Raw genomic sequence first — 25,574 nt, forward strand, 5'->3', positions numbered from 1 at the left:
AATCAACGACACAGATAAATACAATCACCATGTAAGGGTATTGCCATGCAAGAGACGAGTCCTACCGAGACGCCCTACACCGCACTGGGGTTCTATCACAAGATCTCTCAGTTGCGTGCCGATACCTGGAACGCCCTCAAGCGCGACCTCGGACAGCTGGTGCGGCAGGAGGCGGCCAGCCCCCGGGCGCGCACCCTGGTCAAGGCAGTCGACGTCAAGCTGACTCGGCTGGAGATCATCGAGGACTACCATGCGTTTCCCTCCAAGGAGGACTTCCGGCATCTCTGGTCGCTGTTCGATCGCGAGGAGTACTCGCTGCTGGAGAAGGTGGTCAAGCGTCTGGTGCGGGCGCTGATCAGCGAGTCCTATCGCCGGCGCCAGGTCGACCTCAGCGAGACCGATGGTGACGCCGAGGACCTCGAGACCCTGGATGCCCTGGCCCAGCTTCGACGCGGCCACCCGGCCTCGAACAGCTCGGCCCAGCCCTACTTCGAACTGCTGATCGTCGACAACCTCTCGGCCCAGGAGGAGGAGGTGGTGCGGGAGGCCTTCCACAACATGCGCCGCCCGGAGGACCGTTTCGTCTACGACGTGGTCACGGTGAGGAGCTTCGAGGATGCCTTGATCGCGGTGCTGGTCAATCCCAATATCCAGGCCTGCCTGATCCGCTACGAGTTCCCCTACAAGTCGAAGTACAACCTCAGCGCCCTGCGCAACTACCTGGAGGGGCTCTCCGAGCAGGAGCTGGAGAGCCAGTCCGAGGCAGAGCGCAGCATCCTGCTGAGCAGCATGATCCACGAGCTGCGCCCCGAGATCGACCAGTTCCTGGTGACCAGCGGCGACGTGGAGGCCACGGCGAGCCGCGACATCCGTCACTTCAATCGCATCTTCTACCGCGAGACGGACTACATCGAACAGCACCACACCATCCTGCGTGCCATCGACAACCGCTACCGCACGCCCTTCTTCGATGCCCTGCGCGAGTACAGCAAGAAGCCCACCGGGGTCTTCCACGCCATGCCCATCTCCCGGGGCAAGTCGATCACCCGCTCCCACTGGGCCGGGCAGATGATCGACTTCTACGGCATCAACATCTTCCTCGCTGAGACCTCGGCCACCTCCGGCGGGCTGGACTCCCTGCTGCAGCCCTACGGGCCGATCAAGAAGGCCCAGGAGTACGCCGCCCGGGCCTTCGGTGCCCGGCAGAGCTTCTTCGTTACCAATGGAACCTCCACCGCCAACAAGATCGTGGTGCAGGCGTTGGTCAAGCCCCGCGACATCGTGTTGATCGACCGCGACTGCCACAAGTCGCACCACTACGGCATGGTGCTGGCCGGCGCCCACGTCAGCTACCTGGACTCCTACCCGCTCGACGACTACTCCATGTACGGCGCGGTGCCGCTCAAGGAGATCAAGAAGACACTGCTCGGCTACAAGCGCTCGGGCCAGCTCGACAAGGTCAAGATGCTGCTGCTGACCAACTGCACCTTCGACGGCGTGGTCTACAACGTGCGTCGGGTGATGGAGGAGTGCCTGGCGATCAAGCCCGACCTGGTGTTCCTGTGGGACGAGGCGTGGTTCGCCTTCGCCGGCTTCAACCCGACCTATCGGCCGCGCACCGCCATGCACGCCGCGCGCACCCTGCGCGATCGTTACCGCAGCGAGGCCTATCGCGAGGAGTACGCCGCCTGGAAGGCGGAGTTCGACGCCCTCGACCCCGACGACGATGCCACCTGGCTCGACCGGCGCCTGCTGCCCGCCCCCGACGCCGTGCGCATCCGCGCCTATGCCACCCACTCCACCCACAAGACCCTGACCTCGCTGCGCCAGGGCTCGATGATCCACGTCTGGGATCAGGACTATCGCCAGAAGGTCGAGGCGCCGTTCCACGAGGCCTACATGACCCATACCTCGACCTCGCCCAACTACCAGATCATCGCCTCGCTGGACGTGGGCCGCATGCAGGCGGAGATGGAGGGCTTCGAGCTGGTGCACGCCCAGGTCGAGGCGGCGCTGTCGCTGCGCGAGCAGCTCTACACCCACCCGCTGCTGCAGAAGTACTTCCGAGTCCTGATCAACAAGGACATGGTGCCGCTGGAGTACCGCCAGTCGGGCGTCGATACCTTCTATGACCCGGTTACCGGCTGGAACAAGATGGAGGAGGCCTGGGCCAACGACGAGTTCGTGGTCGATCCCAGCCGCATCACCATCGCCATCGGCGCCACCGGCATCGATGGGGATACCTTCAAGAACGAATACCTGATGAACAAGTACGGCATCCAGATCAACAAGACCTCGCGTAACACCGTCCTGTTCATGACCAACATCGGCACCACCCGGGGCTCCATCGCCTACCTGCTCGACGTGCTGATCAAGCTGGCCAAGGAGTTCGAGTATCGCTGGGAGGAGAGCAGTCGGCCGGAGCGCAAGATCATCGAGAACCGGGTCCACTCGCTGACCCAGGAGCTGCCGCCGCTGCCGGACTTCAGCCGCTTCCACGATGCCTTCCGTCCGCACCCCGGCGGCAACACGCCGGAGGGGGACATCCGACGGGCCTACTTCCTCAGCTATGACGACGAGAACACCGAGTACCTGCGCTTCGACAACGGTGAGCTCCAGGGCCAGATGCGCCAGGGCCGCGACGCGGTCTCGGCGAGCTTCGTGATCCCCTATCCGCCGGGCTTCCCGGTGCTGGTGCCGGGGCAGGTGGTCAGCGAGGAGATCCTCCACTTCCTGCAGGCCCTGGACGTCACCGAGATTCACGGCTACCGCCCGGAGCTCGGGCTGCTGGTGTTCACCGAGGCCGCGCTGGTCGACCCGGAGGCGGGCTGAGCCCCCATGACGAGTTGAGCATCACGCACGCAACGGATGACCGCCACAGAAAAACTTCGTGTCACGCCGGCGAGGACGAAAAAAAGCGCATGGGTCTCGCCGGCTAACCAAAACTCCCGCCGCACCTTCTCCCCTATCATGACCCCATCGAGCCGCCCCGGACGTGACCGGGCGGCTCGCCCGTTTTTTTTTTCGTACTGGCCCACAACGTCAATCCGGCCAGTGCGCAAGGGGAGGTGCCGCATGAACATGAAGCTGTCCAGGACGCTGTCCACCCTGCTCGACGACCCGCGTCTGTTCCGTCAGTACGCCTATGTCGACGGCAAGTGGACCCACGGCGACGGCGGCCGCGAGGAGGCCGTGATCGATCCCGCCACCGGCGAGGTGATCGGTCATATCCCGTGGCTCGAGGCCGACCAGATCCGTGGTGCCGTGGACGCCGCCGAGGCCGCCTTCGTGCACTGGCGTGCGCTGCGCGCCGACGAGCGCTGCGAGCGCCTGCTGGCCTGGTACGACCTGCTGCAGGCCAACCGCGAGGACCTGGCCACCCTCATGACCCTGGAGCAGGGCAAGCCGCTGCCCGATGCCCGCGGCGAGGTGGAGTATGGCGCCAGCTTCGTGCGCTGGTTCGCCGAGGAGGGTAAGCGTACCTTCGGCGAGACCATCCCCAGCCATATTCCCAATGCCGCCCTGGGCACCATCAAGGAGCCGGTGGGCATCGCCGCGCTGATCACGCCGTGGAACTTCCCGCTGGCGATGATCACCCGCAAGGCCGCCGCCGCCATGGCCGCCGGCTGTCCGGTGATCGTCAAGCCGGCCGGCGAGACCCCGTTCTCGGCGCTGGCCCTGGCCGAGCTCGCCGAGCGTGCCGGGATCCCCGCCGGGGTCTTCAACGTGGTGCTGGGCGAGCCCGCCGAGGTGTCGAAGATCCTGTGCTTTGATGACCGCGTCAAGGCGCTCTCCTTCACCGGCTCCACCCGGGTCGGTCGCCTGCTGCTGGAGCAGAGCGCCAACACCGTGAAGCGGGTGTCGCTGGAACTGGGCGGCAACGCGCCCTTTATCGTCGGCCCGGACATGGACCCCAAGGAGGCGGCCTTCGCCGCGGTATCGGCCAAGTTCCAGACCGCCGGCCAGGACTGCCTCGCCGCGGACCGCATCCTGGTCCACGAGTCGATCCACGACGAGTTCGTCGCGCACTTCGCCGAGCGCATGGCGGCGCTGACCGTGGGCAACGGTCTTGAGAGCGAGATCGACCTGGGCCCGCTGATCCACGCCCAGGCGGTGGAGAAGGCCGCGGCCATCGTCGACGACGCCCTGGCCAAGGGCGCCACCCTGGTGGCCGGCGACCAGCGCCAGGCGCCGGGCCCCAATTTCTTCATGCCCACCCTGCTCACCGGGGTGACCCATGACATGAAGATCTGGCACGAGGAGAGCTTTGCGCCGGTGGCCGGGATCACCGCCTACGCCGACGACGATCAGGTCATCGAGATGGCCAACGACACCGAGTATGGCCTGGCGGCCTATATCTACACCCACGATATCCGCCGCATCTGGAAGATCATGCGGGCACTCGAGTTCGGCATGGTCTCGGTGAACTCGGTGAAGATGACCGGCCCCCCGGTGCCCTTCGGCGGCGTCAAGCACTCCGGCCTGGGTCGCGAGGGCGGCATCACCGGCATCGACGAGTATCTGGAGACCAAGTACTACTGCCTCGGTGCCCTGGGCTCGGTTTCCGGGAGCTGAGAGAGTAACACTGTGGGAGGCCGGCTCTGCCGGGCGAAGGCGCCGATAGGCGCCCGGCAGTGCCACCAGCGCTGGAGGAGGCGCCTGCGGCGCCAGTCGCGAGGCGGAGCCTCCCTCCTACAGCGATGGTCACCGTTGTTTGTAACCGATTCGTTGTACCTTCTCCCCGGCGGGATGCCGGGGAGCCCTTGAAAACAGAGAGAACGAGATGAGCCAGCAGCACCAGGACCTGATCGACCGCGACCGCAAGGTCACCTTTCACGCGTCTTCGCACCTGCGCGACTTCGCCCACGGCGATGCGCCGGGCCGGGTGATCACCGGCGGTCAGGGCATCACCATCCGCGACAAGGACGGCCGCGAGTTCATCGATGGCTTCGCCGGACTGTACTGCGTCAATATCGGCTACGGGCGCACCGAGGTGGCCGAGGCCATCTACCAGCAGGCCCTGGAGCTCTCCTACTACCACACCTACGTGGGCCACTCCAACGAGCCGCAGATCGCCCTCTCCGAGAAGATCATCGAGCTCGCCGGCCCCGGCATGTCCAAGGTCTACTACGGCCTCGGCGGCAGTGATGCCAACGAGACCCAGCTCAAGCTCGTGCGCTACTACAACAACGTGCTCGGTCGCCCGCAGAAGAAGAAGGTGATCTCGCGCATGCGTGGCTACCACGGCTCGGGCCTGGCCACCGGCTCGCTCACCGGCCTCAAGGCGTTCCACGACCAGTTCGACCTGCCCTTCGAAGGCATCCTGCACACCGAGGCGCCGTTCTACTATCACCGCGCCGCCGAGCAGCAGGGCATGAGCGAGCGTGAGTTCTCACGCTACTGCGCCGCGAAGCTCGAGGAGATGATCCTGGCCGAGGGGCCGGAGACCGTGGCCGCCTTCATCGGCGAGCCGGTGCTCGGCACCGGCGGCATCGTGCCGCCCCCGGAAGGCTACTGGGAGGCGGTCCAGGCGGTGCTCGCCAAGTACGATGTGCTGCTGATCGCCGACGAGGTGGTGTGCGGCTTCGGGCGCATCGGCGCCGACTTCGGCAGCCACCACTACGCCATCAAGCCCGACCTGATCACCGTGGCCAAGGGCCTGACCAGCGCCTACCAGCCGCTCTCCGGCGTCATCGTCGGCGACCGCGTCTGGCGGGTGCTGGAGCAGGGCACCGGCGAGTATGGCCCCATCGGCCACGGCTGGACCTACTCCGGCCACGCCCTGGGTTGCGCCGCGGCGCTGGCCAACCTGGCGATCATCGAGCGCGAGAAGCTGACCGAGAACGCCGCCGAGACCGGCGCCTACCTGCAGCGGGCCATGGCCGATGCCTTCGGCGACCACCCCATCGTCGGCGACGTGCGTGGCGTGGGCATGCTGGCCGCACTGGAGTTCTCTGCCAACCCGGAGAAGCGCGAGCACTTCGACCCGGCGCTCAAGGTGGGGGCACGCATCGCCGCCGCGGCGCTCGACGAGAATCTGATCGCCCGCGCCATGCCCCAGGGCGACATCCTCGGCTTCGCGCCGCCGCTGATCGCCACCCGCGACCAGGTCGACGAGATCGTCGCTCGCGCCCGTCGTGCCGTGGATCGCGTCACCGATGAGCTGGTGCGCGAGGGGGTCCTCAAGGCGGTGACCGCGCCCGTCGCCTGATCCGGCACTTATCCCCTCTCGGCCTTCCGGCCGCTACATCGCCGCGGGCCCGTCCCGCGGCGATGTCGTTGAGGCGTAATGCTTGCCTTGCCGGCCTGGCTGGCACACCCTCGCAGCATCCACCCGCAGTGAAGGAGCGCTTCCCATGGCAGAGGTCCTGGCCTTCGACGTCTACGGCACCCTGATCGACACCCACGGGGTGGTCACCGAACTGGAGCGGCGCCTCGGCGCCCTGGGCAAGGCCGAGCTGGCGCCGGAGTTCTCGCGGCGCTGGCGCGACAAGCAGCTCGAGTACAGCTTCCGCCGTGGCTTGATGGGCGCCTATGTCCCCTTCGGTCAGTGCACCGAGCAGGCGCTGATATTCACCGACCGCGTCCTGCAGGCGGGCCTCTCCGAGACCGACCGCGACCACCTGATGCAGGTGTACGCCGAGTTGCCGGCCTTCCCCGAGGCCGCCGGCGCCCTGACGCGCCTTGCCGAGGCCGGTGTGACCTGCGTGGCCTTCTCCAACGGCACCGCGGCGGCGGTGGAGGGGCTGCTCGACCAGGCCGGCATCCGCGGCCACTTCGCCGACGTGGTCAGCGTCGACGAGGTCAAGCGCTTCAAGCCGGACCCCGCGGTCTATGCGCATCTGCGCCACCGCCTCGAGAGCGAGCCCGGCGATACCTGGCTGATCTCCAGCAACGCCTTCGATGTGATCGGGGCTCGCCATGCCGGCCTGCACGCCGCCTGGGTGCGGCGCAGCCCGGAGGCGCCGTTCGACCCCTGGGGCATCGAACCCGACCTCACCGTCAGCGATCTCGACGCCCTGGCCTCGCGGCTCGGCTGACGCGATAGGCAGGAACGACGAGGCCCCGCGAGCTTCTGCTCGCGGGGCCTCGGTGCCTGTGGGCAGCGCAGGGCGTGGCTGGCTCAGTCGACCAGTTCGCCTACGCTGACGATGCCGCGCTCCGCCAGGTGCAGCGGTCGCGCGTCGTCCCGGGTCCACTCGGCCATGGAACCGTCGTACATGCTGACATCTTCGAGGCCACCGACCTCGCTGAGCTGGAACCAGCCGCTGGCGGCCCAGTGGCCGGTGTTGCAGAAGGCCACGGTGGGCGCCTCGGGGGGCAGGTCCAGCTCGGCGATGTTGGCCCTCAGTGCCTCGGCGTCCAGGTAGTAGGCGCCGCCGCGCTCGACCAGGGCGTCGTGGTGGGGCAGGTTGACCGCGCCGGGGATGGTGCCCGGCGCCCGCGCCGCGGGGGACTGGGTCTCGCCGCGATAGAAGTCCACCGGGCGGGCATCCACCAGGATGTCGTCTGCCTGGCGGGCGGCCTCTACCTCGGCGGTGGTGGCCAGCAGCGCTTCCTGCAGGCTGCCCTCGAAGTCGGTGGCCGCGACGGCCTTCGGGCTGCCCGAAGCGACCTCGAAGCCCTGGGCCTGCCAGCCGGCGACGCCGCCGTTGAGGATCGTCACCTCGTCATGGCCCAGCGCCTTGAAGGTCCAGTAGACCCGCGCGGCGCTGCCGAAGTCGGTGGGCCCGGTGCCGGCGGCGGCCACCACCACGGTATCGTCGTTGTCGATGCCAAGCTCGCCGATCAGCGTCTCCAGCGCCTCCACCTCCGGCATCAGTCCGGCCACACCATCGCGGCTCTCGCGCCAGCCGGCGTCTGTATAGTTGGAGTAGCGGCTGCCCGGGATGCGCGCCGCCTCGAAGCTATCGCGGTCGCCACCGTCATCGATGGCCGAGCGCACGTCCAGCACCACCAGGTCGTCACTGCCCAGGCGCTCGCTCAGCCATTCGGCCTCCACCAGGGGGGAGGGGTGCAGGGCGTGGGCCTGGCCGGCCACGGCCAGGGCACCGGCGGCGATGATCAGTCGGGATCTCATGGCGGATCCTCCTCGTCAGGAATGGGGTTGGGCTTCATGCTGCAACGAAGCGGCGCTCCCTCGCCAAGAATGCTTCCTGACACAGTTAGTTTTTTCGGTTATATAAAATACTTCTGCTATCCCTCTTTGCGAGGTCCGGCGACGCCTTTAGCCCTGCCAGGCGTGGTCGGCGAAGGCATCGTCGAGTTCCGTGTGATTGACGTGATTGGCGTAGTTGGAGAGCGTCTTCACCGCCAGGGCCAGCACGATCTGCAGTACCTGCTGCTCCTCGAAGCCCGCCGCCAGGAACGCTTCGACGTCCGTTTCGCCGGGCATGCCACGGCTCTCGAACATCACCCGGGTGAACTCGGCCAGCGCCGCCAGGCGCGCATCGGGGATTGGCTTGCCTGCACGGATCGCCTCGAGCACCTCGGCCGGCACCTTGGACATCTTGTCGGCCAGCATGCTGTGGGCGGCCATGCAGTAGCCGCAGCCGTTGAGCCGGCTGATGGTCAGGAAGATCACCTCCTGTTCGGGTGGCGTGAAGCCGGAGTCGTTGCGGAACAGCTCGTAGCCGTGCAGGTAGGTACTCAGCACGCCCGGCGCCTTGGCCATGCCTTCGTACATGTTGGGCACGAAGCCCATCTTCTGGTTGGCCCCCTCGAGCAGTGGCCTGGCCTTGGCATCGGCGTTGTCGAGGGTCTGAGGCTCGAGTTTCATCTTGTAGTCGGCTGCCATGGTGCGTTCTCCTTCTTTCGAACGGGTCTGATGGTCGAACGGGTCGGGTGATCGTGGACTTCGCGATACGCCAAATATGGAACGATCGGTCCATATGTGGCAAAAAAACTCAACCATCCGGCGGGGGCCGCTTCAGGGTCTCCAGCAACAGGTCCACCGACTGGCGGGCCTGGCGAGCGTCGGCCCCGCTCTTGAGCAGGGTGCGCAGCCCGGCCATGCCCATGGTTAGGTAGCCGGCCAGCGCCTCGGTGTCGCGCTCGAGGGCGATGTCGCCTTCCGCCTGAGCCTGGAGCACCGCGCGCTGAAAGAACGCGTTGATGGCGGCGAGGCTCTCACGGGCATGTTCGGCGGGCGGGTCGCCACGCTGGCCGAGCTCGGTGGCGGAGTTGAAGATCAAACAGCCCAGGGCGGCGCGCTCGCTGCCTGCCTCGTCGGCGGTATCGCCGAACAACGTTTCCAGGCAGGACATGGCCGAGGGCGCGGTGTCCAGTCGGCGCTGCAGGCGTGCCAGTAGTGCCTCGCGATAGCGGCGCAGGGACTCGAGGAACAGCTGTTCCTTGTTGCCGAAGGCCTGATAGAGGCTGCTCCGCGAGATGCTCATGGCCTCGAGTAGGTCGCGGGTCGAAGCCGCCTCGAAGCCGTACTGCCAGAAGACTCGCATGGCGGCACTGGTGGCCTGGTCGGGGCTGAAGGCGATGGGGCGTCCACGTGTCATGCATGGAATTTAGTACCAATTGATCCATAATTCAAGGACGCGACAGACACCCGCCGAGTTGCTATGGCTGTAGGGTAAGGTCTGTAAGGGATGCCGTATCGCGACGACCAAGCAGTAACGCCCATGATCGGCCGCCGGCACGACAGGAGGAGATTCCGCATGCCCCAGCAGAAGAGCCAGGACAGGTTCCCCCGCCGCTTCTGGCTGAGCGGCCAGCGTGCCGCTGAACAGGATCGCTTCTTTCGCGAGGCCCTGGAGGCGCAGGGGTGGAAGGAGGGTGACGAGACCAACTGGGACGCCGCCTGGGTCACCGGTATGCCGCCGCCGGTGCAGTTTCGCCGCGTCGCCCCACACCGCAAGCTCAACCATATCCCCGGCAATGCCGCCCTGACGGTCAAGAGTCGCCTGCACGAGAGCCTGTCGGCGCTGCGCGCGCGGCTGGTCGACGGCTTCGGTGCGGCACACCCGCTGGTCGCCCGGCTCGACTTCTTCCCCCATGCCTGGACCATGCCCCGCGCCTATCAGGCGCTGCAGTTGGCGGCCCTGGCGGTTCCCGAGGCGCGCTGGATCGAGAAGCCCACCAATGCCTCCAAGGGCAAGGGCGTGCGGGTGCTGCGCGATGTGGCCGAGGCGACGACGGCTCGGGACCACCTGGTGCAGGCCTACCTCGACCGCCCCCACACCATCCGTGGCCACAAGTACGTGCTGCGCCTCTATGTGCTGGTCAGTTCGCTCACCCCGCTGCGGGTCTACCTCTACCACCAGGGCTTCGCCAAGCTCGCCTCCGAGCCCTGGGACCCCGAGGATGCCGACAATCCCTTCAGCCAGCTCACCAATCCCGATATCAACGCGCTCAACACCCGCGTCGAGGTGCCGGTGGAGTTCATCGACCTCGCGCGTTACCGCACCTGGTTGCGCGACCAGGGCCATGACGATGCCAGGCTCTTCGCGCGTATCGAGGACCTGGTGACCCTGACCGCCATCTCTGCCGTGGATGCCCTGCGCGCGCGCACCGCGGAGGTGGGCGCCGACCCCCGCGGCGGCTTTGAACTGCTGGGGCTCGACTGCATGATCGATGCCGACCTCAAGCCGTGGATCCTGGAGTGCAACCTCAGCCCGTCCCTGGGTACCTGCGCCGCCCCCGAGGATGGCGGTCTCGTCGAGGAGCGCATCAAGGGCGAACTGGTGCGCGACATGCTGAGCCTGGTGGACGTCGCCGGCGATCACCCGCCGGCCGAGGGGCTCGACGCCGCGACCCTGCTGGCCGAGGCCCGGGCCGAGGAGAGCCGGGCCGGCGGCTTCCGGCGCCTGCTGCCGGCGGACGAGCCGGAGCGCTACCTGCCCGCCTTCTCGCTGCCGAGCCTGGCCGACCTCAGCCTGGCCGAGGCCCTGGTGGGGCGGGCATTGCCACGGCCACGACTCATGCGGCGCCGCGTGGCCGAGCTCCATGAGGAGGACCACCTGGCCCTCTATGCCGCCGACAGCGGCCGGCTCTATCGTCCCAACGATGCGGCGGCGCTGATCTGGCTGCTGGCCACCGAGGGCCTGGATCCCGACGCCATTGTGGAGGCCCTCGCCGAGGCGAGCGACCCGCCGGCGTCGACGGAGACCCTGCGCGACACGGTGTGGTCGACCCTGGGGGAGTGGTGCCGCGAGGGACTGCTCTGTCAGGGCCAGCACCCGACCCAGGGGGAGGACGAGAGCGATGTCGAGCGTGACGCCGAGGCGCCTGTCGAGGTGCGCCAGTCCCGCTGGCGGCTGCGCTTCGACGCCCGCGACTGGGCCCTGATGTTGCCTGACGCGGCGGTCGAGCGACGCCTGTGCCATGCCTTCGGTGAGTGGCTCTCTCCCGTTTTGTCGGAGACCACTGACCGCGCGTCGTCTGCGTTCCTGGCGGTGCTCGCCTCGTCGACCGGTTACGCCCTGGCAGAGGGTGGGCGTCTGGTGGCGAGCCGGCTCTCCCTGGCCGAGGTGGTACCGGCGCTGGGCACGCGTCTGTTGTGCCTCGCCGCGAGCCCCGGACAGACGGTGCTCGACCTCGCCTGGTGGCAGCCGAGTTCCGGCCAGGCGGCGCTTGTGGCGTGCGACAAGGCCGCGGGCGGCGACGCACTCGGCGCCCTGCCCGGAGAGGTCAGCCGCGGCGTGCGTCTGGTGTTCGAGGGAGCGCAGGTACGCTTGGAGCCGCTGGGCCTGCCCCTGGCAGGTCGTCGAGTCGGGACGCCGCCGCCCCTCGCGGCCGGCGACGTGCCGTTGGTGGTGATGCAGGAGGATGGCGATGACACCGACGCGCCTCGACCACTGGGCCGGCTCGACGCCCTCGCGGCGCTGCTACCACTGGCCCATGGCGCCGGCGAGACGTCGCCGTCGGCCGCGGCGATGGCGCGTCTCGACGCCTGGCTGGAGGGCGTGGTGCGCCATCGCATCGACACCCAGGCGCCACCGGAGCAGCTGGCCGCCCGGCTGGTTGCCCGCGGCGGCGCCCATCTTGAAGAAACGACCGATGCTTCGGTCGATGCCTGAACAGTGGGAGCCACGGCGCCCCTGTCGAGGAGGCGTGCCGCCTTCTCGCCCGAGGGCAGGGAATGACCCTGCCCGCGATATCCTGACGGAGGTCATGTCATGACGGAAACAGACGAGAAACGCCGGACCCTGATCGAGCGGCTCGGCCGTCGATTGGGGCATGCGGCACCCGCGCTTGCGCTGGTGGCCAGCGGTGCGGCGATGCAGGCGGTGGCCGATGAGCCCACCGCACCCGCCTACACCAGCGGCCAGGAGGCCCCACTGATGCTCGCCGAGGCCCATGCCGAGGGCGGAGCAGAAGCTGGTGCGGAAGGTGGTGCCGAAGCCGGCGCCCACGACAAGGAGGAAGCTCAGGGCGAAGCTGAAGGCGAGGCCGAGGGTCACGCCGAAGGTGAAGGTGAGGGTGAGGCTGAAGGTGAGGCCGAAGGCGAAGGGGCTAACTGACGCCGACCATCCGCCGCACCGGCCTGAGGCCGGTGCGGCGTCGCCATTACCGGAGGTGTGAGCCCATGAGCGAGACCCACCCACCACCCTGCCTCGACGCCCTGGTCGATGAGAGCCTCTGGAGCCTCCAGCAGCTGGAGGCGTTCTTGGCGGTGCTCTCACCGGCGCAGTATCGGCATGCCTTCGACGCCGAGGGCAAGCAGACCCTGGGACGCCACCTGCGCCATATCCTCGATCATTACCAGGCCCTGCTGGAGGGCGGCGGGGCGGGTCGCATCGACTACGAGACCCGTGATCGGGACCCCGTCCTCGAGCGGGAGCCGGCCCGGGCCCTGCAGCGGCTATTCGAGATCCGCGACGGGCTGGAACGCCTGACCGAATACTCCTCGACCCCGCTGCAGCTGACCTACCCGGTCGAGGAGGGCGGTGTCAGCCTGTCATTGACCACCAGCCTGGCTCGTGAACTGGCCTTCCTGACCAGTCATGCCGTGCACCACATGGCCCTGCTGGGGCTACTGGCGCAGCAACTCGGGGTGGCGCTGCCCGATGATTTCGGCGTGCACCCCTCCACGCTCCGACACTGGCGTCGGCAGAGCGACGAGGTGATCGCCCCAACGGCCATCACCCCAAGGAGACAGACTGCATGAAGACACTATCCTGTATCACGGCGGCTATCGGTGTGACCGCGGCGTTTCTCGCCGCCCCGCTGGTCGCCGAGACGGAGTGGCCCGAGCAGGGCTGGGAAGTCCACGCCACCTCGATGTCCTACCCCATGCTGCTCGAAGAGCTCAAGGCCGCCGTCGAGGCGGAGGGGATGTTCGTCGTCACCGAGGCCGGCCCCACCGAGGCTGCCGCCAGCCGAGGCGTTACCATCCCCGGCAACCGGGTCGTCGGCGTGTTTCGCAACGACTACGCGGTGGAGATCCTGCGTCTCAGCGTGCCGGCGATGATCGAGGCGCCGATGCGCTTCTATGTCACCGAGGAGGACGATGGCAGTGCCACCCTCTCGTGGAAGACGCCGAGCCATGTGCTCGCGCCCTACATCGGGGAGGATGGAGAAGCACTGGAGACGATCGCCGAGGAGCTGGATGATGTCTTCGCGGCCATCGCCGACCGCGTCTCGAAGTGAGCCCCCTGAGGGGGTGGTTCGTCTGATAGATGTTCCATGAAAGGCTCTTTGTCCAGATGATATAGCCGAGGAGTGTATCCGGGTCGATGTAAGGAAGTGCCGCTTTCAATTACCAACTAACAAGACCTTTCAAAGGTCTTGTTAGTCAACTGACAGCGGAGGTGGTGTCATGAAAAAGGTAATGGTAGTGTTGGCTTCCTTGACGATGTTTCTGGGGTCTGGAGCGCTGATGGCAATGGATTCAGAGTACATGGAGAAGCGTCGAAAGCAGATCAGTGAGACAGCCGAGAGCAATGTTTCCCAACTGAGTGAAGCCCGCCAGGAAAACAGGCTTGACCTGGTAGGCTCAGTACGTGATGAGGGCGATGGCGTAGTGTCGGCCTTTGGAGATAAGACTCGAGAAGCCCTTCGTCATTGGTGGCTGTAATGAGGGGGAGTCAAGGTAAGTGTCGATCCGTACTTGTAATGTCTTGATTCATGGAATAATCTCAGCGCCTTGCTTCACCCGGGTTCGGTTTTTCCGGATCCGGGTGATGTTACGGAACCGTGAGATATCCTTGTGGTAACCCTGCAGCCTGGACGCTAAAGATCACAAGTCTAGGCCTCGTCTGAAAAGCCGGAAAGCGTCGCCAGTGTCGGACATGGCCTGACCCCTTGGCAGTCCGTATCATCTTACCGGTCCGCTTCATCGAGGTCGGTACGTAGCCTGTCCCCTGCCTTGTGCAATAGAATGAACTGCCTGTCACATTCCCTGCAGGCACCGCACATCGAAAGGTGTATGCGCAGCGACACCCTTTCCTGGAAGGTCAGGGGGCGATCCTGCTTGAGTGACATCAAACGTGTAGCCTCTTTGCACATCATCATCACTTTTCTCCCTCGAGCCAACCTTCCTCGATACATTGGCGTAGGCGCAAACGGGCCCGGTGCAGAATGACCCAGCAGTTGTTTTCCTTGATATTTAATGTCTGGCAGATTTCGTCTGTAGATAGTCCCATCAGTTCTCGCAACGAGAAGACCCTGGCGATGTTGTCGGGCAGGGCGATCATGCAGGCGTCAAAGACCCTCCAGAAATTCTGATTCTCGAATACGGTGTCGGGTTCTCCCCACTTGGCTGGGCGTGAAGATTCGTTCCAACGGCCGTTGAGCTGAAACTGTCGATCAATGGCATCATCCTCGCACTCTTCATCGAAAGGCTGGAAATTTCCTTGTCGTTTCTGGTAGCGCATGATGTCTAGTATCTTGTATTTCAGGATGCCGAATACCCATGTTTCATACCCGGAGCGCCCAGCAAAGGTGGCGTCTTTCTCGATGGCTGCCATCAGGCATTCCTGCACGGAATCTTCCGCCAGTGCATTGTCTCGCAAATGCATCCTGGCAAATGAAAGGAGTCTGGGTCTTACCGATGAAAGACGCTCCATGCGTGTGGGGCGATCATCGTCGATAGGAGCGTCCTCGATAGTAATGTGGTCGGTCATTTCAAACAGGCTCCTTCGTTAGAGCCACGAGGGCCTATGGGTACGGTGTCCATTACCTTGGGTCGTCGCCCAAGCTGGTCCCTTACAGGGAGCGGGTGCATTTTTAGTCTGACCATTGAACGTCGGTGAGTCGCCACATTGGCGGGCGGTTTGCGTAAGCCTGGCCGGCTTCGCGCGACACAGTCCAATGCGCTGCCTGTCGTGTTGAGGCAGTGAATCCGTCGTGGAGGCTCGAGTATGAGTGCCCTGGAACGCTGTGGCTACCACCTGAGCTGCTGGCTCTCCACGCCGAGGGCGTGGCATCGGGTCGACGGGCCGGGAGGTCGGGAGGCCCTGGCCTGCCTGCGTGTCGGCGACGTGCTGCTGGTCGAAGGGTCATCGCGGTTGAGCACGGTCATCAAGTACCTGACACAGTCCTGCTGGTCCCATGCGGCGCTGTTCGTGGGCCCCGACGCCGCCCAGCGGGCCGGGGGACCTCCGGGGAGCGCCTTCATCGAGGCCGACCTCGTCGATGGGGTTCGCCTGGTAGGCCCCGGGGAGTTCGCCGATTACCCGCTGCGGGTCTGTCGCCCGGTGGGGCTGACCGACGACGCCATCGAGCGCCTTGTCACGCATCTCCTGAGGCGTGTCGGCCACCGCTATGACCTGCGCAATATCCTCGACCTGGCCCGCTACCTGCTGCCCCTGCCGCCGGTGCCGGCCCGCTTTCGTCGCGACATGCTCAGCCTGGGAAGTGGGGATCCCACCCGCGCGATCTGCTCCACCCTCATCGCCGAGGCCTTCCAGGCTATCCGCTATCCGATCCTGCCGATTCTCGAGCCGGGACCGCAGGGGGCGGGGGCCGAGTCGACAGTTTACCGACGGCGTCATCCGACGCTGTTCACGCCACGGGACTTCGACCTTTCCCCCTACTTCCAGATCGTCAAGCCGACGCTGACGACCGGCTTCGACCCCTGCCGTCTGAAGTGGCAGACGCCGGCAGAAGATGCAATCAGCGGCTAGCGACCGAGTTCATGCTGCGCCAGCGCTCGAGGTCCTCGGGGCGGTCGAGGTCCCAGACGGTGGCGGGGCAGGCGAGCCGCCAGCCCAGGGCAGCGAGGCGCTGACGCGTCTGGGCCATCACGCGCTCGCCGCCCCAGGCGATGCCCGTGAAGAGGCTGGGATGGGCCTGATGTAGGCCGAGCAGGGCGTAGCCACCATCCTCGGCGGGCAGGCAGACGGCGTCGTGGCGTGCGAGTTCCTCGGCGCAGCGGCGCAGCAGCGCCGGGGTCAGCGGGGGACAGTCGCTGCCGATCACCATGGCCGGACCCGGGGCGAGGGTGTAGTACATGCGCTCGCCCAGGTCGCCCTCGGGCTGGGGGCGCCGGGCGATGCCGTGCCGCGCGGCCAGTTCGACGAACAGCGGGTGCTCGTGTTCGAGGGCCGTCCACAGCGTGATCCGCGATGGCGGCAGGGCGGCGCAGGCCACCGCCAGGGTGTGGCGCAGCAGCGTCGCGTGGATCCGGGCGGCCTCCTCGGCGCCGCAGGCGGGGATCAGGCGCGTCTTGACCCGCCCGGGCAGCGGGGCCTTGGCCAGGATGGCCAGCCGGACCTCGGCATGAACCGCTTCAGCGCACATGGCGATACTCCCGAGCCAGATCCTCCGGGGCTGCGCCGCGCCAGTAGCGCCAACGCAGCCGCCACATGCGCCACACGGTGTGCCAGGGGCCCTCGCTGTCCCAGCGCCGCCCGCTGCTCGTCACCCGCTGGCGTAGGCAGGCGGGCGCCGAGAGGCGCTTCAGTCGGCGCGACATCTCGATGTCCTCCATCAGCGGTTGGTCGGGGAAGCCGCCCACCGCGGCAAACGCCTCGCGGCTCATGAACAGCGCCTGGTCGCCGGTGGCGATGCCGCTCAGCCGCGAACGCAGGTTCATGGCCCGGGCGATCACCGGCAGCAGCCGGCTGCGCCCCTCCAGGTGGATATCGAAGCGTCCCCAGCGATGCCCGGCGGCCAGGGCGCGGGTGATATGTGTGTCGGCACTCTCGGGCAGCCGGGTGTCGGCGTGCAGGAAGAGCAGCATGTCCCCCCGGGCCGCGGCGGCGCCGTGGTTCATCTGTCGGGCGCGCCCGGCGGAGGAGCTCACGACCCGGGAGCAGTGCGGCTCGGCCAGCGCCACGCTGGCGTCACGGCTGCCGCCGTCGACCACGATCACCTCCATGCCGCGCCGGCGCAGCGGCGCCAGGGCGGTCAGGGTCGACTCGAGGGTGGCGGCCTCGTCAAGCACCGGGAGGATCAGGCTCAGGGTTGGAACGGTCATTCTCCCTCTGGTGGGTGTGTCGGCCAGGGCCAGGGTGGCTTGGTCGCCGGGATGCGCGCATCCTTACCGATCCGATACGCGCTTCTCGCCGGCATCCTTGGGCGGTCATCGAACGATGTAAGGATACCGGACAGTCGGCGACTCAGGTCCACACTTATCAGGCTCCAAGGAGATACGATGCGTTCTCGCCGCCTGCTGCTGCTTGTGATCATCGCTGCCCTGGTGGCAGCCTTCTTTCTGTCGGGTGCCAGCGACTACCTGACCCTCGAAACCCTCCAGGCAGAACAGTCGCGCTTCCACGCCTGGCTGGAGCGAGAACCGCTCACCGTGGTCGGCGGCTTCTTCCTGTTCTACGTGGTGATGGCGGCGCTCTCGCTGCCGGGGGCCACGCTGATGACGCTACTCAGCGGCGCCCTCTTCGGCCTGGTCTGGGGCTTGCTGATCGTCTCCTTCGCCAGCGCTATCGGGGCGACCCTGGCGGCACTGATCGCGCGGACCCTGGTGCGCGCGCCGCTGGAGCGACGTTATGCCCGCCAGCTGAAGCGCATCAATGCCGGCATTCGTCGTGAGGGGGCGCTCTACCTCTTTACTCTGCGCCTGATACCGCTCTTCCCCTTCTTCGTGATCAATCTGGTGATGGGGCTGACGCGCATGCGCCTCACCACCTTCTACTGGGTCAGTCAGCTGGGCATGCTGCCGGCCACCGCCGTCTTCGTGAATGCCGGCAGTGCCCTGGCAGAGCTCCAGGCGCTCAGCGACATTCTCTCCCCCTCGCTGCTGGCATCCTTCGCGCTGATCGGCCTCTTTCCCTGGCTGGCCAAGGGAGGCGTGGCGCTGGTTCGGCGCCGGGCTCTGGCGCGAAAGCATCGGCGCCCCAGGCGTTTCGATCGTGACATCGTGGTGATCGGCGCCGGGGCGGCGGGGCTGGTGGCGAGCTACATTGCCGCCGCGGTGGGGGCCCGGGTGACCCTGGTGGAGCGGGAGCGCCTGGGCGGCGATTGTCTCAATACCGGCTGTGTGCCCTCCAAGGCACTGATCCGGGCCGCCCGCTCGCTACGGGAGATCCGCCAGGCGGCGCGCTATGGCGTTCGGGTGGGCGAACCCAGCGTGGATTTCGCCGCCGTGATGGGCCATGTGCACGGCGCCATCGCGCGCATCGAGCCCCACGACAGCGCCGAGCGTTACGAGGGCCTGGGCGTGGACGTGGTCGCGGGCGACGCCCGGCTGACGAGCCCCTGGCAGGTGCGGGTGGCGACCCCCGAGGGGGAGCGCACCCTGACCACGCGCCACGTGATCATCGCCAGCGGGGCACGGCCCCGGGTGCCCGAGCTGCCCGGCATCGAATCGGCGAAGGTGCTGACCTCCGATAACCTCTGGCAACTCGAGGCGCTTCCCGAACGACTGGTGGTGCTGGGTGGCGGGCCGATCGGCTGCGAGCTGGGACAGAGCCTTGCCATGCTGGGCAGCCGGGTCACCCTGGTGGAATTCGCCGACCAGTTGCTGCCTCGAGAGGACCCCGAGGTCGCCGACACGCTTAAGCAGACGCTGGAGGGGGACGGCTTGCGGGTCTGCCTCGGCCGCCAGGCGCTGCGTGTGGTGGAGGATGAGGCGGGGGTGGCGCTTGAGGTGCGCGATGCCCGGGGTGACCTCGAGTGCTTGCCGTTCAGCCATCTGTTGGTGGCCGTGGGGCGGCAGGCCAATGTCTCGGGCATGGGGCTCGAGTCCCTGGGGGTGGAGACCCGCGCCGATGGCACCCTGGACGTGGATGAGACGCTGCGCAGCGTGCTTCCCAATGTCTGGGCCTGCGGCGACGTGGCGGGTCCCTTCCAGCTGACCCATGCCGGTGCGCACCAGGCCTGGCACGCCACCGTCAACGCCCTGTTCGGGGAGGTGAAGCGCTTCCGGGTGAGCTACCGAGCGCTTCCCGCGGTGACCTTCACGACGCCCGAGGTGGCGCGGGTCGGTCTCAACGAGCGCGAGGCCCGCGCTCGGGGCATCGACGTCGAGGTCACCCGCTACTCGCTGGGCGAGCTCGATCGCGCCCTGGCCGAGGGTGAGTCGCGGGGCTTCGTCAAGGTGCTGACGCCGCCGGGCCGGGACCGCATCCTGGGCGCCACCATCGTCGGCGAAGGGGCCGGCGAGATGCTGGCCTCCTTTACCCTGGCGATGACCCGGGGGATCGGGCTCAACCGCCTGCTGTCTATCATCCATCCCTACCCGACCCGCAGCGAAGCGGTGAAGGCCACCGCCGGGGTGTGGAAGAATGCCCACAAGCCCGAGCGCCTGCTGGGCTGGCTGGCTCGCTACTTCGCCTGGCGGCGAAGCGATCCCGACTGATGCCTCAGGATGCCCTGCGACCGGCGCTGGCCCGCCAACCTGATGATCGTGGCACTCGACACCCAGCCCTTCCGCCGTCCCCACGTCGAGGTTGAGCAGAGGCCGAGCCGAGGCGCGTCAGCCGAGGGTGATCACCGGCCCCCCGGCGGCTTCGGCGTCCTCGTGGTCATGGGTCACCAGCAGGCAGGGCAGACCGGCCTCGGCCAGGCGTTCGAACACCAGCCGTCGCGTCTCCTGGCGCAGGGCGCGGTCGAGCCGCGAGAAGGGTTCGTCGAGCAGCGCCGCTCCGGGCCGCGAGAGCAGCAGGCGCAGCAGTGCCACCCGGGCCTGCTGGCCGCCGGAGAGGGTGGCGGGGTCGCGCTCGCCGAAGCCTGCGAGGCCCACCTCGGTGAGGGCCTGGTCGATGTGGGCGCGCTTGTCGCCTTCGCGACGCGGCATGCCGAAGCGCAGGTTGCCCGCCACCGAGAGGTGCGGGAAGAGCAGCGGGTCCTGGAACAGCAGCCCGACGCCGCGTGACTCGGCGGGCAGGGCGGTGAGTTCGCGCCCCGCCTGGCTGACGCGGCCGCCGGCCTCGAAGGCGGGGTCGAGGAAGCCGGCAATGAAGGCCAGTAGGGTCGATTTGCCCACCCCCGAGGGGCCCATCACCGTCAGCACCTCGCCGGGGCCGATTTCGGCGTCCACTTCCACCAGCGGCCTGCCGGCCAGGGCGATGCGCACCTCCTCGAGGCGCAGGGCGGTGGGTTCGTTCATGGTGTTCCTCGCAGGCCGCGACGGTTCGACCATAGCAGCCGCGGCAGGCCCAGTGCGATGACGAAGCCGAGCAGCGGCAGGGCGGCCTGCACCAGCGCCCAGACCCCGATGACGCGGCGATTGCCACCGCCGGCCAGGGCCACCGCCTCGGTGGTCACGGTGGCGACGCGTCCGGCGCCGGGCAGCAGGGTGGGCAGGTACTGGCCGATGCTCACGGCCAGCCCCACCGCCGCGGCGGTCAGCAGCGGGGCCAGCAGCATCGGCAGGCGCACCCGCCAGAAGACGCCGTTGGGCGTGTGGCCGAGGCTCAGGGCGAGCCGCGCCCAGCGCGGGTCGAGGCGCCGGTAGGCCTCGGCCAGCGACAGGAACACGTAGGGCAGCACGAACAGCAGGTGGGCGAAGATCACCAGCCCCAGCCGGGCGCGCAGCCCCAGGCCTTCGAGCAGCACCACCAGCCCGAACAGGAAGGCGACCTGGGGCACGATCAGCGGCAGATAGAGCAGCGTCAGCGCCGACAGCATCCGCCCCTCCGCGGGCCGCCGTGCGCCGCGCTGCTCGTTCTCCAGCGCCGCCAGCGCCAGCACCAGGGCCAGCAGGGTGGCACCCCCCGCGATCAGCAGGGTGGTGGCGACGGGGCCGCCCAGGGTGGGCAGGGCGCGCTGCCAGTGCTGCAGCGTGAACGGGTCGGGCAGCGCCGCGGGGAAGCGCCAGAAGCCGGCCAGCGAGGCGAGCGCCAGGCCACCGAGGCCCAGGCCGGCGGCCAGGGTGGTGGCGAGCAGGGCGCCGCGCCCGGTCAGGCGCAGCAGGCGATCCCCCCGCCGGCGCGCCCCGTTCACCAGCCAGCGCCGCCCCAGCCGGCGCACCAGACACTCCAGGGCCCACCACAGGGCCAGCGCGGCCAGCGTCACGCCCAGCTGCAGCACGGCGCCCGCCGCGGCCAGGAAGCGCTTGGAGAGGTCCGGGTCGTGGAACCACTCGAGCACCGCCACCGCCAGCGTCGGTGGCAGGCTGGGGCCCAGGATCATCGCCACGTCCACCACCGAGGTGGCGAAGGCGATCACCGCGTAGACGGGCAGCCGGATCAGCGGATAGAGGGCCGGGGCCACCGTCTTCAGCCAGGCGAGCGTCGGGCGATAGCCAAGCGAACGGGCCATGGCGACGCGGCGGGGCGCATCGAGCTGGGGCAGGGCGGCCAGGCTCATCAGCAGCAGGAAGGGGAGCTCCTTGAGGATCAGCCCCGCCATCAGCGAGAGGCCCCAGGGGTCCTGGAGGATCACCAGGTCCGGCGGGCGCTCCCAGCCGGTGAGCCCGGGGGAGAGCAGCCGCGCGATCAGCCCCGAGGGGGCGATCAGGAAGGCGAGGCCGAAGGCCGCCGCGGCGTGGGGCAACGACAGCAGCGGCGATACCGCCCGGCGCAGCCAGCGGTCGAGGCGGGTGCCCGAGGCGCCGGCCAGGAACAGCAGCACCGCGGCCAGCGACACCGCGGTGGTGGCCAGGCCCGCGGCCAGGCTTACCCCCGCCGAGCGGGCCAGCCCCGGCTGGGCCAGCAGCTCGCGCCAGGGTGCCAGGCTCAACCCTTCGCCGCCCAGCGCCGGCAGGTAGCCGAAGGCCGGCAGCAGGACCATCGCCACCCCGGACAGGATCGGCCCCACCAGCAGGGTGACGATCAGTGCCGGGGTCAGCCGTAGCAGCATGGCAGCCGATGCCTCCCGAATTCCTGTCCGTGTGGCCTCACCGGGCGGTGTAGCGTGCCTGCCACGCCGCCTGCAGCGCCGTCATCCAGCTCGGGTGCGGCTCGGGCAGGGTCTTGTGCAGCGCCTCGGGGGACAGCATGGCGGGGTTCTCCGCGTCGATGGCGAACAGCGACCGGGTCGCCTCGTCCAGGTGAGCGACGTCGAGCACGGTGCGGTCGCCCCACACGGCGAGGTCCTGCTTGTGGGCCTGGGCCACGGGGGAGAGCAGGAAGTCGGCAAGCACCAGGGCGCCGGCCTTGTGTGGCGAGTTGAAGGGGATCGCCACGAAGTGGACGTTGCCCAGGGTGCCGTCGTCCAGCACGTAGCTGCGGGTGCTCTCGGGCAGCTCGAAGTCCGCCACGGCGGCCGCCGGCTCCGAGGGGTAGAAGGTGAAGGCCAGGGCCAGCTCGCCGTCGCCCATCAGGCCACGCAGCGCCGGGCCGGAGTCGGGGAACTGGCGGCCGTCCCGCCACAGGTGCGGGTGCAGGGCATCCAGATACGCCCACAGCGGGGCGGTCACCGCCGCGAAGTCGCTCTTCTCCACCGGCGCGTAGAGCGCCTCTGGCTGGTCGGTCAGGGCGATCAGCGCCTGCTTGAGGAAGGTGCTGCCGGTGAAGTCGGGGATGCGCGGGTAGGTGAAGCGCCCGGGGTTGGCCCGCGCCCAGTCGAGCAGAGCGGCGATGCTGCCGGGCGGCTCTGCCACCTCTTCGGCCTCGTAGTAGAAGGTGATCTGGGCCTTGCCCCAGGGCGACTCGTAGCCCTGGGTGGGCTGGGTGAAGTCGGTGACCACCTCGGGGTTGGCCTCGGGGCGGGTCAGGGAGAAGTGCGGCAGCGCCTCGGCGAAGGGGCCGAAGAGCAGCTCGCGCTCCTGCATGGCGGCAAAGTTCTCGCCGTTGATCCAGATGAGGTCGATGCTGCCCTCGTCGACGTTACCCGCCGCCTTCTCCGCCACCACCCGGGAGACCGCCGTGCTGGTGTCATCGAGCTTGACGTGCACCACCTCGACGCCGTGCGCCTCGGCCATGCGCTGGGCCACCCAGGCGATGTAGCCGTTGGTGCGGGTGTCGCCGCCCCAGGCGTTCCAGTAGACGGTCTGGCCGCGGGCCTCGTCGCGCACGGCGTCCCAGTCGGCGAGGTCGGGGGCGGCGCTGGCGGCGAGGGGAGCGGCCAGGGCCAGGCCGCCCAGCAGGTTGGCGAGTCGTGAAAGGGAGTGGCGCATCAGGCGTCCTTCTTCAGGGCATGGTCCAGCGCGTCGAACTCGCGCCGGACATGGTCGATGGTGGCGAGCGTCAGGTAATGGTCGACCCGGTCGCGGACATGGGCGATCAGTGAGGCGTCGCTGAGTTCGGCGGACCAGTCCTCGCCGCGGGTTCGGGCGTCGCGGGCCCGGGATTGGCGGGCGCGCCACTTGGCGCACCAGGTAAGCGACCACAGCCACATGGCGCGGCGGCAGGAGAGCAGGGTGTCGACCGAGTGCAGGCCGGTGCGGGCCATCCAGCGGCGGTGGAAGTCGGCCAGCGCCGGCAGTTCCAGCACGGCATGGCTGGCCGGGTCCCAGGTGGTGGAGGTGTAGAGGCTAGCGTGGGCCAGGTCGAAGCCGGGCAGGCCGTAGCGGCACTTCTCCAGGTCCACCAGCACGGCGCGGCCGTCGTCGCGGACCAGGAAGTTGCCCGGGTGGGCGTCGAAGCTGATCAGTCGCGGCTCGGCCATGGCGTCGTCGCCGAGCCGTGCGGGCAGCGCCGCAAGCTCCTCGCGAAGCGCCGCGATCACCGCGGGGGAGAGGCCGGCGTCGTCGAGGTGTTCGGCCTGGGCGGCCACCTCGTCACGCATGGCGCGCCACGGGTCGGCGGGGGCCAGTAGCGGGGGGCGCGACGCCGGCTCGGGCAGCGGCAGGGCGTGCAGGGCGGCGAGCGCCTCGGCGATGGCCGGCAGGTCCTCGGGCAGCCGCGCCGGGCGGCCGCGCACGGCCTCCACCAGCAGGCCACCGCGGGGCAGCGTCGCCGAGGGGGGCAGCACGCCGTGCAGTGCCGGGGCATGGCCGCCTGCGGCGGCCCGGGTGAAGCAGGCGGCCTGGTAGTCGAGGTTCTCCCCGGGGGCGAGATCCATCTGGCTCTGCTTGGGCAGCCGGGCCACCCAGTCCTCGCCGTGGCGCTCGAGCCAGAGGTGGTGGTGGGCCAGGCCGGTGTCGGCCATGGGGCGAAGCGCGCTCACCCGGCGATCGTGCCCCGTCTCGGCGAGCGCTCGGGACAGCGCCTCGGCAAGCGTCGGGTCGCACGATACCTGGGCGTGCTCGGGGCAGGCGTGGCGGGTCGGCGTCATCAGGCTCCTCGCGGTTGGCAACAGGGTGAGTTGATTGTCGGGTCAGGCAGTGACTCCTTACAGCCGGTAGGTCAGGGGCGTAAGGAATTGCCTTGTCGGTAGACCAAGACTCACCGCCACAGCATGGCGGCCCGGGGTAGCGTCACTCCCCGATTCGAACAAGCTTTGGGTTTCTTGGGAAGTCATGAAGGAGAGTGCATATGACATACGATAACGACAAACGCCGTCGCCTGCTGAGCCGGCTGGGTCGCGGCCTGGCCGGTACCGTCCCGATCCTCGCCCTGGCCGCGGGAGGCATATCCCTGGTGGATGCCGAGGCCACCCCCGAGGCACGGGAGGGAGCCTGGTTCCTTTCCAGTGCCTATGCCGAGGGAGGCGCCGAGGCCCAGGCGGAAGCGCAAGGTGAAGCCGAAGGAGAGGCAGCAGCCGAAGCAGAAGTTGAATCCGAGGCAGAAGCCGAAGGTGAGGCGGAGGGTGAAGGTGAAGCGGAGGGTGAAGCGGAAGGCGAGGCCGCCAGCGCCGAGGCCGTGCGCCGCCCCGAAGGCCATGTGCCGGCCTACAGCGAAAGCGGTTCCAACCCCGCCGAACTGCTGGCTCGAGGCGAGTCGCTCTACTACGACACCTCGCTGAGCGGCAACGGCCTGGCCTGCGCCAGCTGCCACGGCAGCGACGGCAATGATATCGGCTACCTGGCGACCTTCGCGCAGCCCTTCCCCCATCGGGTGGCCATGGCCGACAACCAGTTTGGCATGAATCAGGTGCACGCCGACGAGATGGTGCAGATCTGCATGGTGGCCCCCATGGAGGCCGAGCCGCTGGCCTGGGGCAGCGAGGAGCTGACATCACTCGCCGCCTATGTGGTCGAGGTGCAGCGCCGCTTCGCCGGCGAGTCCCACGACCTCTGACCCGTGCCCCGTGCAGTGCGCCACTCCCCGTGAAGCGGCCGTGTCGCCGGGCGCGGCAGGCTGTCGCGTCCGGCGACACGGGTTTGCCAGCCCGGTCGCCCGCCGCCTACGCTGAGGGTATCCGTCGGCGTGAACCCGCCGGCGTGACGGGAC

Annotated in this window: 23 protein-coding genes; 12 read left to right on the forward strand and 11 right to left on the reverse strand. The window is 68.2% G+C overall.

Annotated elements, in window-relative coordinates; genetic code table 11:
- Positions 1-45 precede the first annotated feature (45 nt).
- The 4 genes from RAN53_RS01510 to RAN53_RS01525 all read left to right on the forward strand — a co-directional run bounded on the left by RAN53_RS01510 (position 46) and on the right by RAN53_RS01525 (position 7,040).
- Entirely contained in the window at positions 46-2,832 is a 2,787-nt protein-coding gene (locus tag RAN53_RS01510) for an aminotransferase class I/II-fold pyridoxal phosphate-dependent enzyme (RefSeq protein WP_305795054.1), read from the forward strand.
- A 243-nt stretch (positions 2,833-3,075) separates the two neighbouring features.
- Positions 3,076-4,575: an NAD-dependent succinate-semialdehyde dehydrogenase gene (locus RAN53_RS01515; RefSeq protein ID WP_305795055.1), complete on the forward strand. Its 1,500-nt coding sequence runs from the start codon at positions 3,076-3,078 to the stop codon at positions 4,573-4,575.
- Between the two features lie 208 nt (positions 4,576-4,783).
- The gene (locus tag RAN53_RS01520; protein ID WP_305795056.1) at positions 4,784-6,211 is read left to right on the forward strand and encodes an aminotransferase; all 1,428 of its coding nucleotides are present in this window, start codon (positions 4,784-4,786) and stop codon (positions 6,209-6,211) included.
- Between the two features lie 145 nt (positions 6,212-6,356).
- A complete protein-coding gene (locus RAN53_RS01525) occupies positions 6,357-7,040 on the forward strand; it encodes a haloacid dehalogenase type II (RefSeq protein WP_305795057.1) in 684 nt (227 codons plus the stop codon).
- A gap of 83 nt (positions 7,041-7,123) precedes the next feature.
- On the opposite strand, the gene RAN53_RS01530 is transcribed toward RAN53_RS01525, so the two are convergent.
- From RAN53_RS01530 to RAN53_RS01540, 3 genes are all read right to left on the reverse strand, one after another.
- Positions 7,124-8,080: a sulfurtransferase gene (locus RAN53_RS01530; RefSeq protein ID WP_305795058.1), complete on the reverse strand. Its 957-nt coding sequence runs from the start codon at positions 8,078-8,080 to the stop codon at positions 7,124-7,126.
- Positions 8,081-8,227: 147 nt separating this feature from the next.
- Positions 8,228-8,797 (reverse strand): carboxymuconolactone decarboxylase family protein, encoded by a 570-nt coding sequence (locus RAN53_RS01535; RefSeq protein WP_305795059.1) that lies wholly within the window; start codon positions 8,795-8,797, stop codon positions 8,228-8,230.
- Between the two features lie 109 nt (positions 8,798-8,906).
- Positions 8,907-9,512, reverse strand: a complete 606-nt coding sequence (locus tag RAN53_RS01540; RefSeq protein WP_305795060.1) for a TetR/AcrR family transcriptional regulator — start codon at positions 9,510-9,512, stop codon at positions 8,907-8,909.
- Between the two features lie 159 nt (positions 9,513-9,671).
- Here RAN53_RS01540 and RAN53_RS01545 point away from each other — a divergent pair, with 159 nt between their 5' ends.
- The 5 genes from RAN53_RS01545 (at position 9,672) to RAN53_RS01565 (ending at position 14,032) form a co-directional block, all read left to right on the forward strand.
- Complete coding sequence (locus RAN53_RS01545; RefSeq protein WP_305795061.1) at positions 9,672-12,032, forward strand: PqqD family peptide modification chaperone; 2,361 nt, start codon at positions 9,672-9,674, stop codon at positions 12,030-12,032.
- A 99-nt stretch (positions 12,033-12,131) separates the two neighbouring features.
- The gene (locus RAN53_RS01550) at positions 12,132-12,476 is read left to right on the forward strand and encodes a hypothetical protein (protein ID WP_305795062.1); all 345 of its coding nucleotides are present in this window, start codon (positions 12,132-12,134) and stop codon (positions 12,474-12,476) included.
- Positions 12,477-12,541: 65 nt separating this feature from the next.
- Positions 12,542-13,123, forward strand: a complete 582-nt coding sequence (locus RAN53_RS01555) for a DinB family protein (RefSeq protein WP_305795063.1) — start codon at positions 12,542-12,544, stop codon at positions 13,121-13,123.
- Positions 13,120-13,605 carry a DUF302 domain-containing protein gene (locus tag RAN53_RS01560; protein WP_305795064.1) on the forward strand — a complete coding sequence of 162 codons (486 nt, stop codon included), beginning with the start codon at positions 13,120-13,122 and terminating at the stop codon, positions 13,603-13,605. The genes RAN53_RS01555 and RAN53_RS01560 overlap by 4 nt, the downstream gene beginning before the upstream one ends.
- Before the next feature lie 169 nt (positions 13,606-13,774).
- Positions 13,775-14,032 (forward strand): hypothetical protein, encoded by a 258-nt coding sequence (locus RAN53_RS01565; RefSeq protein WP_305795065.1) that lies wholly within the window; start codon positions 13,775-13,777, stop codon positions 14,030-14,032.
- Positions 14,033-14,277: 245 nt separating this feature from the next.
- Here RAN53_RS01565 and RAN53_RS01570 read toward each other — a convergent pair whose 3' ends face one another.
- Positions 14,278-14,505: a zf-HC2 domain-containing protein gene (locus RAN53_RS01570; protein ID WP_321169811.1), complete on the reverse strand. Its 228-nt coding sequence runs from the start codon at positions 14,503-14,505 to the stop codon at positions 14,278-14,280.
- The gene (locus RAN53_RS01575) at positions 14,469-15,080 is read right to left on the reverse strand and encodes a sigma-70 family RNA polymerase sigma factor (protein WP_305795066.1); all 612 of its coding nucleotides are present in this window, start codon (positions 15,078-15,080) and stop codon (positions 14,469-14,471) included. Before RAN53_RS01575 ends, RAN53_RS01570 begins: the two co-directional genes overlap by 37 nt.
- Positions 15,081-15,317: 237 nt before the next feature.
- On the opposite strand from RAN53_RS01575, the gene RAN53_RS01580 reads away from it, so the two are divergent.
- Entirely contained in the window at positions 15,318-16,082 is a 765-nt protein-coding gene (locus tag RAN53_RS01580; RefSeq protein ID WP_305795067.1) for a lipo-like protein, read from the forward strand.
- On the opposite strand, the gene RAN53_RS01585 is transcribed toward RAN53_RS01580, so the two are convergent.
- Both RAN53_RS01585 and RAN53_RS01590 read right to left on the reverse strand, forming a co-directional pair.
- Positions 16,072-16,698: a TIGR04282 family arsenosugar biosynthesis glycosyltransferase gene (locus tag RAN53_RS01585; protein WP_305795068.1), complete on the reverse strand. Its 627-nt coding sequence runs from the start codon at positions 16,696-16,698 to the stop codon at positions 16,072-16,074. The genes RAN53_RS01580 and RAN53_RS01585 overlap by 11 nt on opposite strands.
- The gene (locus tag RAN53_RS01590; RefSeq protein WP_305795069.1) at positions 16,688-17,377 is read right to left on the reverse strand and encodes a TIGR04283 family arsenosugar biosynthesis glycosyltransferase; all 690 of its coding nucleotides are present in this window, start codon (positions 17,375-17,377) and stop codon (positions 16,688-16,690) included. The genes RAN53_RS01585 and RAN53_RS01590 overlap by 11 nt, the downstream gene beginning before the upstream one ends.
- 177 nt (positions 17,378-17,554) lie before the next feature.
- On the opposite strand from RAN53_RS01590, the gene RAN53_RS01595 reads away from it, so the two are divergent.
- Positions 17,555-19,714 carry an FAD-dependent oxidoreductase gene (locus tag RAN53_RS01595; protein WP_305795070.1) on the forward strand — a complete coding sequence of 720 codons (2,160 nt, stop codon included), beginning with the start codon at positions 17,555-17,557 and terminating at the stop codon, positions 19,712-19,714.
- Between the two features lie 117 nt (positions 19,715-19,831).
- Here the strand turns inward: RAN53_RS01595 and RAN53_RS01600 are convergent, their stop codons facing one another.
- From RAN53_RS01600 to RAN53_RS01615, 4 genes are read right to left on the reverse strand one after another with little or no spacing between them, the layout of a single operon-like run.
- The gene (locus RAN53_RS01600) at positions 19,832-20,464 is read right to left on the reverse strand and encodes an ATP-binding cassette domain-containing protein (RefSeq protein ID WP_305795071.1); all 633 of its coding nucleotides are present in this window, start codon (positions 20,462-20,464) and stop codon (positions 19,832-19,834) included.
- On the reverse strand, positions 20,461-22,158 hold the full coding sequence (locus RAN53_RS01605) for an ABC transporter permease (protein WP_305795072.1): 1,698 nt from the start codon (positions 22,156-22,158) through the stop codon (positions 20,461-20,463). The genes RAN53_RS01600 and RAN53_RS01605 overlap by 4 nt, the downstream gene beginning before the upstream one ends.
- Before the next feature lie 37 nt (positions 22,159-22,195).
- Complete coding sequence (locus tag RAN53_RS01610) at positions 22,196-23,416, reverse strand: ABC transporter substrate-binding protein (protein ID WP_305795073.1); 1,221 nt, start codon at positions 23,414-23,416, stop codon at positions 22,196-22,198.
- Positions 23,416-24,516, reverse strand: coding sequence for a phosphotransferase (locus RAN53_RS01615; RefSeq protein ID WP_305795074.1), 1,101 nt, complete (start codon positions 24,514-24,516; stop codon positions 23,416-23,418). Before RAN53_RS01615 ends, RAN53_RS01610 begins: the two co-directional genes overlap by 1 nt.
- Before the next feature lie 200 nt (positions 24,517-24,716).
- Here RAN53_RS01615 and RAN53_RS01620 point away from each other — a divergent pair, with 200 nt between their 5' ends.
- Complete coding sequence (locus tag RAN53_RS01620) at positions 24,717-25,421, forward strand: hypothetical protein (RefSeq protein WP_305795075.1); 705 nt, start codon at positions 24,717-24,719, stop codon at positions 25,419-25,421.
- Positions 25,422-25,574 lie beyond the last annotated feature (153 nt).

It is taken from the genome of Halomonas sp. SSL-5 (assembly GCF_030708455.1).
GTDB lineage: Bacteria > Pseudomonadota > Gammaproteobacteria > Pseudomonadales > Halomonadaceae > Halomonas.